The following is a 12,855-nucleotide window of genomic DNA, read 5'->3' on the forward strand; positions in this document are numbered from 1 at the left end:
CGCGTGCACGACACAGGTGACGGGCAGGACACCACCACGGGTCGCGACCAGGTCGCCGGGGCGTTCTCCGACGCTTGGCTCGACGAGGCGGGCGGCACCGCGCCGGCCCTCTCCGTCCTGCCGCCCGAGGCGCAGGCGGTCTACCGGTCGCTGCTCATGGTCGCCCCGGTCGCCGCCGACGTCTTCGTGGCCGGGTCCGGGGACGGCTCCCTGACGGAACGGTGCCTGCGCAAACTCGTGGCGGTGGGCCTGGTGCGGGAGGAACCGGACGGCCTGCTGCACGCGTGCTCCCCGCGCACCACGCTGGAGGCCTGGGCGGCCCGGCGCGAGGCCGAGGCGGCCGAGGTCCGCTCCGCGGCGGATGTGCTCGCGGAGGTGTACGCGGCGCACCAGGGGCTGCGCAACGAGTTCTTCGAAGTGGTGGAGGGCAGACGGGCCGTCCGCGCGCTGATCCACTCGCTCCAGGACGCGGCGCGTCGGGAGGTGCGGGTGTTCGACCGCGGGCCCTATCTGGACGATTCACCGCCCCTGCCGGAGGAGGTCCAGCTCCGCGCGCTGCGCCGGGGCACCGCGTACCGGGTCGTGTACGAGAGCGGGGCGCTGCACCACCAGGGGGCGCTGCTGTGCATGCGGGCGAGCGTCTCCGCCGGGGAGCAGGCGCGCGTCTTCCCCGACGTCCCGATGAAACTGCTGCTCTCCGACACCGCGCGCGGACTGGTGATCCTCCCGCGTCCGACGAGTCAGCAGGCGGACGCCCTGCTGGTGTACCCGTCGCCCCTGCTGGACGCTCTCACCGAGTTGTTCGAGGCGTTCTGGAGGCTGGGCGTGCCGGTCAGCGAAGCCCCGGAGGACGTCCCGCTCGCGGGCGCGGCGGACGGGCGGAGGGAGCCGAGCCCGGAGACCCAGCGGCTCCTGTCCCTGCTCACCGCCGGGCTGACCGACGAGTCCATTGCCAGGGAGCTGGGGGTCAGCTACCGCACCGTGAGCCGGCGCATCGGCCGTCTCCAGGAACTGCTCGGCGCCCGCACCCGGTTCCAACTGGGCGTCCAGGCCGCACGGCGCGGCTGGCTCTGACCTCGGCGTCGAGCCGCGGGGTGTCATGACGAACCCCCCGACTCCCCCGGCGCGTTCCTGCCATGTCAGGTTTCAGACAGGGAGCGCATCTGCCGTGTCCCGGAGCGTTTGGGCAGAGTGACCGTCATCCCCGTGGTCCGGAAGACAACTGGAGAGGACCGATATGCACCCATCCGCTCACCGTCGCCGCCCTGCCCTCGGCATGTCGCTGCTGACGGCCACGGCGCTCCTGGCGGTCCCCGCACTGGCGGTCCCCGCCGCCGGAGCGCCCGCCGACACGAACGCGGGCTCGTCGTCCAGCAGGGCGGCCGAGCCCGACACCGCCGCCCTGGCGGGTGATCTGGCGAAGCAGACCATCACCTGGGGAACATGCGAGTTCCCCAGCGTCACCTCCGGCGAGGAGACCCTGAAACGGCTCCTGGCCACTCCCGGTCTGGCCTGTGCGACGGTGAAGGTGCCGCGGGACTGGCACAACCCCCGCGACGGCCACACCATCGACCTGCGCGTCTCCAAGACGGCGACCGCCGATCCGGGGGCCGGTTACCAGGGCATCGCGCTGGTGAACCCGGGCGGTCCCGGCGGTGAGGGACTCCCGTGGGGAGCGGCCATGGCGATGCGGTCCCCCGAACTGGCCAAGCACTACGACTTCATCGGCTTCGACCCCCGCGGCGTCGGCCAGAGCACCCACGCGCCCTGCAAGCTCCCGGCGGAGATTCCCGTCCTCAAGACCGAGGAGGACCTGCAACGGCTGTTCGCGGACAGCTGCCGCGCCAACGAGCTGACGAAGTACATCACCACCGAGCAGACCGCCTACGACATGGACTTCATCAGGGTCCTGCTGGGCGAGGACCGGACCAGCTACGTCGGCTACTCCTACGGCACCTGGCTGGGGACCTGGTACGCGGCCACCTTCCCGAGCCGGGTGCACCGCATGCTGCTCGACAGCTCCACCGACGTCGCCGAGAAGTCGCTCCAGCGCACCTGGGACCTTCAGGCGCCCAGCAGGGACCGGGCGTTCCAGGAGCAGCTCCTCCCGTACATCGCCCGTCACGACGACGTCTACGGGCTGGGCACCGATCCGCTGGAGGTCAGGCGCAAGTGGGAGGAGGCCGGAGGGAGCCGCGGTATCCTCGCGCAGATCTTCACCGCGTGGCTCATCCTGCCGGCCATGTACGACACCACCAAGTACGCCGACGCCGCGCTGGCGGTGGAGTACGTGGTCAAGGCGGCCGAGCAGATGCCCAAGCCGTCGTCGCCGGCTGAGGCGGAGACGACCGTCCGGGCCGTCTTCGACGACATCCTGGACAGCGGCAAGGTCTCGGACAGGGCGTTCGTGGAGGAGGCCCGGAGCAACGCGCTCACCGTCCTCCCGAAGATCACCGGGACCCTGGCGGACCGGGTGCCGACCGGAACCGACGCGAGCAACGGCGAGTTCGACGCGACCTTCGACCTCATCCGCTGCCAGGACGGCCAGTGGAACCAGGACCCGGCCTACTGGAAGGCGCAGCAGGAGAAACTGGACCGGGAGGCGCCGTTCATCGCTCCCCTCATGAAGGACTCCTGGCTGCCGATGTGCGCCTTCGTGAAGACGGACAACCGGATGCCCAAGGTCGATCCGAGGACGTTCCCGAAGGTGATGGTCTTGCAGGACGAACTGGACATAGCCACCGCGTACGAAGGTGCTCTGGACAGCGCACGCCGCCTGCCGGGCGCGAAGATGATCAGCGTCGACAACGAGGGTTCGCACGGCGTCTTCCCGTACACCACGACCTGCGTCGACAACCCCGTGTTCGACTACTTCCTCACGGGCGCGATGCCCCAGGACAAGTACACCGCCTGCCAGGCGCTGCCGCTGCCCGGTGAGGACGAGGTCTACGAGGCCGGCGGCAGCGTCGGGAAGAAGGGCACGATAAAGATCAGGATGGTCACCAGGGACGTCCGGCTGGCGAACAAGCTCGTCCGGGACCTGCTGCGCGGCCAGGTCATCGACCCGATCACCGGCCGGCCGATCCCCCAGTGACGCCCGTATCAACGTGCCCGGCTCGGGGCCGTGGGCTGTGTGCCGGGTCCGGGTACGGGCTTCCGGGCACACCTCGTCGGGTGTGCCCGACGAGGTGTGCCCGGTACGCGCCGGCCGTCCGGGTGGGCCCGGGCCGGTTCGCGCATCGCGATGACCGTGGGTGAGGCGGGTCAGCGCTGGAGGGTGAGGACGCCCGGCCGCCACGGCAGCTGGTCGTACGGGCCGCTCGCGGAGGGGGACTTGCCCTGGTAGAGGAACTGAAGGTTGCAGGGGTCGATGGTCATGGTCTGGTCGGGGTTGTTGCGGACCAGGTCGCCGTGGCTGATGTCGTTGGTCCAGCCGGCACCGCTGTTGGCCTTGCCCGCGAAGGGGTTGCTCTCGCTGGCGGCCTGCGGGGTCCACGAACCGCTCAGGCTGGAGGCCGTGAAGGAGCGGAAGTAGCGCCCGTTCGCGCCCATCGCCTCGACGATCATCAGGTACTGGTTCTGGCCCTGGACCTTGTACACCTGGACCGCCTCGAACAAGTTGTTCGTCGTGTCGCTCATGACCGTCGTGTACGACGACCCGAAGTTGCCCGGGAAGTTCCCGATCGGCATGCTCGCCCGGTAGATCTTGCCGTTGTCACCGGCGAAGAACAGGTACATGTTCTGGCCGTCGGCGATGAGGGTCTGGTCGATCGGGCCGGTACCGGAACCGGAGATGCTCCCGGTGAACAGCGGCTGCGGCGAGGACCAGCCGTTGGGGTTGGTCGGGTCGCTCGACGTGCGGTAGACGAAGGGCGACGCACCCCACTGGTACGCCAGCACCCAGATGTTCTTGGGCGCGAAGTAGAACAGCGTGGGCGCCACCGCGGCCTGGCTCATCCCGGTCTGCCGGGCCGAGGCCATGTCCGACCAGTTCGTGAAGGGAGCGAACGCCATCGAGCCGTACGACGACCCCGACACGTTCGACGCGTAGACCAGGTGCTTGCCGTTGTACGTCACCGTGGTGAAGTCCTTCAGCGAGACCCACCCGTTGGCCGGCTGGGCCAGCGCACCCGTCGACGTCCACCGGTACGTCGACGGAAGGGAGCACGTGCCGTCCGGCGGGGTCGACGTCCCCGACAGGCCCGTCCACTTCTGGTTGCTGCCGCCGTTGCACGTCCAGAGCTCCACCGCCGTGCCGTTGGCCGTGCCGGAGCCCGTGACGTCCAGACACAGCCCGGACTCCACGCCGACCACCGTGCCGTCGGAGTTCACCCGCCACTGCTGGTTCGCCCCGCCGGAGCAGGACCAGATCTGCACCCGGGTACCGGCCGCCGTGGCATGGCCCGGAACATCCAGGCACTTGTTGCCGTACACGGTGAGCTGGTTGCTGTCCGTCAACGTCCACTGCTGGTTCGTCCCGTCCCAGCAGTCGTAGATCTGTAGGTACGTGCCGTCGGTCTGGCTGCCGTTCGGCACGTCGAGACACCGGCCGGAACCAGTGCCGCGCAAGACGCCGCTGGAGGCCGCCTGGGCCGGGGCGGCGACGAGCACCGCCGCCAACGCGGCCAGGACCGAAACGACCGCGGCGAGCACCACGGACAGGTGTCCGCGGCCGAAACTTCGTCTGCGCATGGGGACCTCGTCATCCTTGAGTACGCGGTTCCGGCTGCCCCGTCAGGGGCCGGCCGGACTGTCGATGGGGTGCGGTTCGCAGCGGTCCATGGGCACCGTGCCGACCCCGTATGGCTCCCCGCACCGGCCTGTGCCGGCCGGGGTCGGCTCGGTTCAGGGCGTCGACAGCTCGAACCGCGTGACGCGGACCGCGCCGCCGAGTGCCTGCGTGGCGTGGTTGAAGAGGGCGAATCGGTAGCCCATGAAGAACCGCCAGTCGTTGCCCATGGAGAAGGCGGGTCCGAGGCGGGTGTACGTGGTGCCGTCGGTGCTGTAGGAGAAGGTGCCGGGGCGTGGTGCGCCGGGGCGGATGTCCGCGGTCGCGCGCAGCCAGACGCGGCCACCGGAGAGGGGCGCGCTCGCGACCTCGTAGCCGGTGCCGGTGGTGTTCCAGTTGGTGTCCATGGTCAGCCCGGTGACCATCACCAACCGTGACACGCCGCCGTCCCGTCGGACACCGATCCATGCGGAGGAGTCCCGCAGCAGGGCGAGTCCGGCCCGGTCACCGTCCCGCATGGCGGAGTGGTCGAGCTGGACGGTGGCCGTGGAGCTGGGGCCCTGGATGCGGTGGGTGAGGGTGTTGCGGGCCCAGTACAGGTCGTTGGTGACGGTGGCGGTCCTGAGGGTCAGCCCGTCGCCGACCGACCACTTGGTGTTGTCCGGGTTGTGGTTCCACTCCCACCTCGGCTTGAGGGTCGTACCGTCGAAGGTGTCGACGCCGGTCATGGGGGTGACCTGGCGGGGCGGAGGGGGCACGGCGGGACTCGGGTACGAGGTGCCCCAGGCGCCGTCGACGAGTTGTACGACGGGCCAGCCGTCCGAGGTCCAGGTGACCGGGGCCAGCGCGGGCATCCGGCCGCCGGGATAGGCGTCCACGAAGGCCAGGTAGTACCAGGCGCCATTCTGCGTCTGCACCAGCCCGCCCTGGTGCGGGACGCCGCCGCCGGGGATCGGCCCGCGCAGGTCGAGGAGGACCTGTCGCATCGTGTAGGGACCGAAGGGACCGCCGGACGACTTCAGGACGTACTGGCCGTTCGCGGGGCGGGTCACGAAGATGTAGTACTGCCCGTTGATCTTGTAGAAGCGTGAGCCTTCGAGGGTGCCGACGCTCGCCGGCGCCGTGAACACCTGCTGGGTGCGGACCTGGTTGCGTCCGTCGGGCGAGAGCTGGGCCACGCTGATGGTGGTGTTCCCGTACGCCACGTACAGGGAGTCGTCCGTGTCGACGAGCAGCCCCGCGTCGTAGTAGGGGGTGCCGATCGTCGTCAGCCTGCTCCACGGCCCCTCGGCGGCGGTGGCGGTGTAGACGTACGTCCGGGCGAAGTCGATCTGGCCGAGCCAGTAGAAGGTCCTGTTGCTCGGCCGGTAGGCCAGTGACGAGGCCCAGATTCCTCTGACATAGCCGCGGGCCCCGTTGAGGTCGTACTTGGCGCCGAAGTCGAGCACGGGCACCGAGTGGCCGGCGATCTCCCAGTGCACCAGGTCGTACGAGCGCAGGACGGGTGCGCCCGGTGAGTAGTGCATCGTCGAGGCGGAGGCGTAGTACGTGTCGCCGACGCGGATGACGTCGATGTCCGCGAAGTCCTGCCAGATCACCGGGTTCGTGTACGTGGAGGCGGCCGCGAGGGCGGTCTGAGGGGGCAGGAGGGCGCCGGCGGCCAGACCGGTGGCGGCTGCCAGCACACGCCGACGGGACATTTCTTGTTGCAGACATGACATATCCATCGACGGCGCTCTCCTCGGTTTCACGGGTATGGAGCGGCATTAGCGCGTTCGGTATTTCGAATGCAGGTCGACTCATCGAGCACACTGGATGATAGGAGACCGGTTGCACTCGTCAATACTTCGCGCAGGATTCGTCAGGCAGATCGAAACATTCGGCCCGGGCCAGAGGTGAACCGCCGTCGGTCACTTCACCATTGGTCCAGCTAAACGCACATGCGGCGCCCGTTGACCGCCAACAGGGTTGGCTCGTTCCCGTTGTATTGACATGTTCAGAGTCATCTCTAGTATCCGTGGGACCTTCCATTTCCGAATGGCGATCGAAATTTCGAACTCTGCCCGCTCCCTCCCCCGCTCCCTTTCCCCTCGTTCCCTTCCTCGCCGCGCCGAAGGAGCCCCTCGTGCTCAGACGAACAGGCGGACGACTGCTCCGCCTCCTCGCGGTTGTCGCGCTGACCATCACCGCGTCCGTGACGGCCTCCGCCCACTCCACCGCCTCGGCCGCGCCGGGCAGCCCCGCGCTCACGCCGCCGCTGGGGTGGAACAGCTGGAACAGCTTCGGATGCGGGATCACCGAGGCACAGGTGCGCCAGGCCGCCGACGCGATGGTGTCCTCGGGCATGCGGGACGCCGGCTACCGGTACGTCGTGGTCGACGACTGCTGGTTCGACCCGCAGCGTGACGCGGCAGGCAACCTGCGGGGCGATCCGGCCAAGTTCCCGAGCGGGATGAGGGCCCTCGGCGACTACATCCACGGCAAGGGCCTGAAGTTCGGGATCTACCAGGTGCCAGGCGACCGCACCTGTGCGCAGACCAGCGGCGCCTATCCGGGGTCGACCGGCAGCAGGGGGCACGAGGCCCAGGATGCCGCCACGTTCGCCTCGTGGGGCGTCGACTACCTCAAGTACGACTGGTGTTCCTCCAGCGGCACCCGCGACGAGCAGGTCGCGCGGTTCACGCTGATGCGCGACGCCCTGCGCGCCACCGGCCGGCCGATCGTCTACTCCATCAACCCCAACAGCTTCCACGCCATCACCGGTTCGACCTACGACTGGGGCCAGGTCGCCGACCTGTGGCGGACGACCGAGGACCTCCTCGACATCTGGCAGAACGGCAACACCAACAGCTACCCGATGGGTGTCGGCAACGTCCTGGACGTCACCGCGCCGCTGGCGGCGCAGTCGGGTCCGGGACACTGGAACGACCCGGACATGCTGGTCGTCGGCCGGCCCGGCCTGACACTGACCGAGTCCCGCTCCCACTTCGCCCTCTGGGCACTGCTGAGCGCCCCGCTCATGGCCGGCAACGACATCCGCACCATGTCCGCCGACGTGAGCGCGATCCTGCGCAACCCGCGTCTGCTGGCGGTGAACCAGGATCCGCTGGGCGCGGGCGGGCGCAGGGTGCGCGACGACGGCACCACCGAGGTGTTCGCCAAACCCCTGTCGGACGGCTCGGTCGCGGTGGGCCTGTTCAACCGGGGAGGCGGCACCGCGACGGTCACCACGACCGCCGCGCAAGTCGGCCTGTCCGGCGGCCCGTTCACCCTCACCGACCTGTGGACCGGCACCACGTCGAGCACGTCCGGGCAGATCTCGGCGAGCGTCCCCGCCCACGGCGTCGCCGTGTTCCGGGTGACCGGCGGCAGCCCCCTGGCCGCCACCACCTCACGTCTGCGGGGCAGCGCGTCCGGCCGCTGCGCGGACGTGGACAACTCCTCCACCGCCGCCGGTGCCACGGTACTGCTCTGGGACTGCCACACGGCCGCCAACCAGCTGTGGACCACATGGGCCGGCGGGGAGATCCGCGTCTACGGCGACAAGTGCCTGGACGCGTACAACCAGGGCACCGCCAACGGCACCCGCGTCATCACCTGGCCCTGCAACGGCCAGGACAACCAGAAGTGGACCCTCGGTCAGGACGGGTCGATCCGCAACGTCCACGCGGGCCTGTGCCTCGACGCCGACGGGTCCGGCACCGCCGACGGAACGCCGCTGGTCCTGTGGACCTGCAACGGCCAGGCCGGCCAGAAGTGGACCCGCGTCTGAAGGGCCACCGCCCAACGGACGCTCCGCGAGCCGGCGTTCACGACACCACGTACGGCGCCCGCGAGACCGCGCCACGGCGGCCCGGCAGCCGGCGGACGCGGACGCCCTCGCTGCCTCGCACCCACACCTGGGTCCCGTTCCGGCCCGTGCCGATCGGAGGGCACACCCCCGAGGGCGCGGTGGAGTCGACCCCGGGCCACGAGGCAGGACGGAAACCACGCGGCGGGTCCCGGGGCGGCGAGTGCCCCGGGACCCGCCGGGTGGCGGGTGCCACGCCGGGCGAACGCACCGGCGTCCTGCGGCACCGGCCGGTCCGGCCCGGCTGACGGGTCGTACGTCCGCGCGCCGCGGTCGGTGGCTTCGTGCCGGGCCCACCCATCGCGGGCACCGGTGTGCGTAAGGGCACCACGCCGGAGAGCATCCTGCTCTGGGGCGCTGCGACGCCATCCGGCGGGCATCGCCCCGGTCGTCGGCGCATCGCGCCCCGAGCGCATCAGCGCCTGCGCGGACGCGGTACGCCGGCGACCGGACCCCCACACAACGGCGCCCGGTTCGCCGCGAGGCGACCGTCCGCGTGACGGCCGTCAACGAGTGGCTGCGACCAGACGGCTCAGGGCGGGAAGCACGCCCCGCAAGCCGTCGTCGTCCACCGTGACGGTGGCCTCCTCGTGCGCTCCTGCCGATGCGTCGAGCGCCGCGCTCAGCCCGAGCGATGCCCACAGGGGCAGGTCGGAGCGGCTGTCTCCGACCTGCCCCGCGTGAGCGGCGAACCGGCCCCGGCTCTCGCGCCCGCACCGGACCGGAAACTCGGTCTTCGCACACGCCCGCCCGGCCCGCCGCATCCGGCTCGGAGACCTGCCGTTCGGTGTGGCGGGGCTCAGAAGTCGTCCGCGCCGTTGCGGAGTTCCGGGGTCCAGTAGCCGGTGAGGGCCTTCGCCGGGTCGACGGCGATGCCGTCGCTGCCGGGCGCGGTGACGGCGATGACCGTGGAGTCGCCCTCCAGCATGACGGAGAACGCGGACACGGGTTCGTTCGCCTCGTCGACCCCGCCGTCCGACAGCTTCACCAGGGCGTAGGCCGGGGCACCGGCCGCCAGCACCACGGGGGTGGCCGGCTTGCTCTTGGCCACGGCCGGGACGTCCTGCTTGTGGCTCTCCAGGAACTGGATGTGCGGGAAGCCCGTCAGCCGGCAGGAGCGCCCGGAGGTGTTCTTCGCGGTCAGGACGATGTGGGTGTAGGGCGGCCCGTCCTGCCTGGCGGCGGTGACGCGTACGTCCCCTGCGGTGCACACCGGCGTCGAGGCGGTCACCTGCCGGCCGGACGCGCCGGTTGCACCTGTGGAGGCATCGGTGGAACCGGCCGATTCCTTCGATCCCTTCGCCCCCGCCGAGTCGGCCGGTCCCGCCGAGCCGGCCGGTTCCTTCACCTCGGAGGTGCCGGTGGCCGCCGGGGACGTCGCCACCGTGGCCGCGGGGGCCGTCGCGGACGAGGACGTGGTGTCCGAGTCGCTCTGGCAGGCGGTGAGGGACAGCGTGAGAGCCGTGCCCGCGACGGCGAGCAGCAAGGAGGAGCGGCGGAAGGTGGTCATGGAGGGATCCCCCGTGTGGTGCGGGGCCGCGGCTCGGTGCCGTCGGCCGGTGTCGGACTGCGTGCTTGGCTTTTCGGATGGTCGGTCGCCCGTGCCCGGCGGGTGGCCGCAGGGCGGGTCGGTACATGCGGCGGTCGGTCGGTGCCGCTGGCGCTGTTCCGCGTCTGCCTTCAGTTGATCATCGCCGGTCACTCTCGCCCAGGCGGTTCTCCCGGCAGAAGTAACGTCGTCCATACTTCTGCCGGGGGGCTCGCATCCGGACGGGCCGGACGATCGGGGACTTCGACGGTGCGGGACGGCACGCCTTGCGCGGGCGAATTCGGGCAGCGGTTGCGGGATCTTCGGCTCCGCTCGGGGATGAGCCAGGAGGAACTGTCGCATGCGGCCGGCGTGAGTGTCAGAGCGCTGGCCGACATGGAACGCGGGCGTACCCGGGGCCCCCAGCGCCGTACCGTGCAGGCGCTGGCCCGGGCGCTGGGAGTGGACGAGGCCGGGGCGGCGCGCCTGGAGCAGTCCGCCGCCGCCGGCCGTCCTCGTCCCCGCGCGGCCACCGGTCCGGCGGGCTCCGGCACCCTGGCCCTGCCCCGCGACATCCAGGACTTCACCGCGCGCGGTGACGCCCTGGCCCGGCTGGCGGAGCTGGTACCCGACGCCGGCGCGGGCCTTCCGGCGGTCACCGTGGTCGCCGGGCAACCCGGCCTGGGAAAGACCGCGTTCGCGGTGCACGCCGCGCACCGCCTGGCCCCGCACTTCCCGGACGGGCAGTTCGCCCTGGACCTGCACGGCATGGATGCCGAGCCGACCAGCCCGCGGGACGCGCTGGCCCGGCTGCTCGGCGCGATCGGCGTCGCCGACGCGGCGATCCCCTCGGGCACCGACGACCGGGCCGGCCTGTGGCGGTCCCTGGCCGGCGAGCGGCGCCTGCTCCTGCTGCTGGACAACGCGGCCGGCGAGTTCCAGGTCGAGCCGCTGCTGCCGGGTACCGGTGCGTCCTTGACGATCATCACCAGCCGTCAGGCGCTGGCGGGTCTGGAGTCCGTCCACCGTACCGACCTGGCCCTGCTGCGGCGCGAGGAGACGGTGGAACTGCTGAGCCGCATCATCGGCCCGGACCGGGTCGGCGCCGAAGCACAGGCCGCACGTGACCTCGCCGATCTGTGCGGGCACCTGCCGTTGGCCGTGCGGATCGCCGGCCAACGGCTGCTGAGCCGGCCGCACGAACGCCTCGGCAAGCTCGTCGCCCGGCTCGCCACCGAGGCCCGCAGGCTGGACGCCCTCCAGGCCGGAAGCCTGCGGGTGCGTGCGGCCTTCGCGTTGTCCTACCGGCAACTGCCGCCCCGCTCACAGACGTTGCTGCGCCGCGCCGCGCTGGCCGCCGGAGCCGATTTCAGTCCCGAGACCGGCGCCCTCCTGGCCGGCCTGACCTGCGACGAGGCAGCCGCGTGCGCGGAGGAACTGACTGACGCGGGACTGCTCCAGAGCGATCCCGCCGGGGAGCGGTACCGCTTCCACGACCTGCTCAGGCTCTACGCCGCCGAGCAGATCGATGCCGAGGACGGCCCCGAGGTCCGGGATGCCGCCCTGGACCGGACCGCGCTCTGGATGCTGCGCCGGGCCACCGCCGCCGCGCTGCACTTCGACGTCGACCACGAGCAGACCGCGTCGCGAAGCGACCCGGGCCCGGACACGGCGCCCATCGGCCGGGAAGAGGCACGGGCCTGGCTTGAGGCCGAGCGGGCCGAGTGGCTCGCCGCGCTGCGCCGGGCCCACGCCACCGGCCGGCACCGGCAGGTCCTGGACGCGGCGCAGGCGATGCACTGGTTCTCCGATCTCAACCAGCACTGGGAGCAGTGGGTGGAGGTCTTCCGGCAGTCCGCCGACTCCGCCCGGGCCCTGGGCAGCAGGCAGGAGGAGGCCGTCCACCTCAACTACCTCGCCTGGGCCTACAACCTCTGTGTGCACGACCCGCGTGCCGCGCTGACGGCCGCCGACAGTGCGCTGGCGGCAGCCCGCGAGTGCGGGGACGGGCTCCAGCAGGGCTGGGCGCTCGGTTACGGCGCGGGCGCCCTGCACCGGCTGGGCCGGACGGAGGAAGCCCAGGAGCGCTTGCGGGACAGTGCCCGCTGCCTCGCCTCGCAGGAATCCCCGCACGGCCGGCTGGCCGAGCTGACGATCCTGAACAGCCTCGGCACCCTGCTGCGCCAGACCGGCCGGGCGGCCGAGGCTCTGGAGATCCACCGCCGCAGCGAGCGGATCTGCCGGGCGGGGATACCGGGCCGCACCGTCGAGGTGGTCGGGCTGTACCACGCGGTCGCCCGGCAGCAGATCGGCAACGACCTGGCGGCCCTGGAACGTTGGCACGAGGCCGAAGCGCCGCTGCGGCAGGCCCTCGCCGCCTTCGACGCCGCGCAGATGCCGGCCTGGTCGGAGCAGGCCCGGCTCGATCTGGGGCGGGTACTGGGCGCCACCGGGCATCCCGAGGCCCGCGCGACGCTCCTCGCCGCCCGCGACGCCCTGGTCGCGCTGCGCGACCCGCGGCAGGTCGAGGCCGCCGAGGCACTCGCCGCACTCGACGCGAACGGCGCCTGCACCGGCTGACCAGGCGGCGGTGCAGGCCACCCGGCACGCCGGCCCCGACGACCCGGTCGTCCCCATGGGCGCCCTACCGCCGGCGCCGCACCGTCCACGGCCGACGAGTGTCCGGCCGCCGTGGCCGCGGTTGCGGCGGAACGTGCCGCAACCACCGCCCGCCGATGTCGTGACGAG

General features: G+C 71.5%; 7 protein-coding genes. 4 read left to right on the top strand and 3 right to left on the bottom strand.

All coding sequences use genetic code 11. The features are described 5' to 3' along the window. The first annotated feature begins 3 nt into the window (after positions 1–3). Both AQJ11_RS35905 and AQJ11_RS35910 read left to right on the top strand, forming a co-directional pair. On the top strand, positions 4–1,074 hold the full coding sequence (locus AQJ11_RS35905; protein ID WP_059266064.1) for a helix-turn-helix domain-containing protein: 1,071 nt from the start codon (positions 4–6) through the stop codon (positions 1,072–1,074). Positions 1,075–1,237: 163 nt separating this feature from the next. After that, the gene (locus tag AQJ11_RS35910; protein ID WP_244218528.1) at positions 1,238–3,094 is read left to right on the top strand and encodes an alpha/beta fold hydrolase; all 1,857 of its coding nucleotides are present in this window, start codon (positions 1,238–1,240) and stop codon (positions 3,092–3,094) included. A gap of 170 nt (positions 3,095–3,264) precedes the next feature. Here the strand turns inward: AQJ11_RS35910 and AQJ11_RS35915 are convergent, their stop codons facing one another. Both AQJ11_RS35915 and AQJ11_RS35920 read right to left on the bottom strand, forming a co-directional pair. Beyond that, positions 3,265–4,692: a non-reducing end alpha-L-arabinofuranosidase family hydrolase gene (locus tag AQJ11_RS35915; protein ID WP_051009602.1), complete on the bottom strand. Its 1,428-nt coding sequence runs from the start codon at positions 4,690–4,692 to the stop codon at positions 3,265–3,267. Between the two features lie 153 nt (positions 4,693–4,845). Next, a complete protein-coding gene (locus AQJ11_RS35920) occupies positions 4,846–6,429 on the bottom strand; it encodes a glycoside hydrolase family 43 protein (RefSeq protein WP_175252022.1) in 1,584 nt (527 codons plus the stop codon). Positions 6,430–6,854: 425 nt separating this feature from the next. On the opposite strand from AQJ11_RS35920, the gene AQJ11_RS35925 reads away from it, so the two are divergent. After that, entirely contained in the window at positions 6,855–8,501 is a 1,647-nt protein-coding gene (locus AQJ11_RS35925; protein ID WP_059266067.1) for a glycoside hydrolase family 27 protein, read from the top strand. Positions 8,502–9,378: 877 nt separating this feature from the next. On the opposite strand, the gene AQJ11_RS35935 is transcribed toward AQJ11_RS35925, so the two are convergent. Next, complete coding sequence (locus tag AQJ11_RS35935) at positions 9,379–10,089, bottom strand: DUF4232 domain-containing protein (RefSeq protein ID WP_059266069.1); 711 nt, start codon at positions 10,087–10,089, stop codon at positions 9,379–9,381. A 288-nt stretch (positions 10,090–10,377) separates the two neighbouring features. Here AQJ11_RS35935 and AQJ11_RS35940 point away from each other — a divergent pair, with 288 nt between their 5' ends. Beyond that, positions 10,378–12,687 carry an ATP-binding protein gene (locus AQJ11_RS35940; RefSeq protein ID WP_079082560.1) on the top strand — a complete coding sequence of 770 codons (2,310 nt, stop codon included), beginning with the start codon at positions 10,378–10,380 and terminating at the stop codon, positions 12,685–12,687. The last annotated feature ends 168 nt before the right edge of the window (positions 12,688–12,855 follow it).

The sequence above is a fragment of the Streptomyces corchorusii genome (assembly GCF_001514055.1).
In the GTDB taxonomy this organism is placed as follows: domain Bacteria; phylum Actinomycetota; class Actinomycetes; order Streptomycetales; family Streptomycetaceae; genus Streptomyces; species Streptomyces olivaceoviridis.

Coding starts and splice junctions, on each gene's coding strand:
- AQJ11_RS35920 (WP_175252022.1), bottom strand. CDS start 6,429: ATGTCCCGTCGGCGTGTGCTGGCAGCCGCCACCGGTCTGGCCGCCGGC.
- AQJ11_RS35935 (WP_059266069.1), bottom strand. CDS start 10,089: ATGACCACCTTCCGCCGCTCCTCCTTGCTGCTCGCCGTCGCGGGCACG.
- AQJ11_RS35910 (WP_244218528.1), top strand. CDS start 1,238: ATGCACCCATCCGCTCACCGTCGCCGCCCTGCCCTCGGCATGTCGCTG.
- AQJ11_RS35915 (WP_051009602.1), bottom strand. CDS start 4,692: ATGCGCAGACGAAGTTTCGGCCGCGGACACCTGTCCGTGGTGCTCGCC.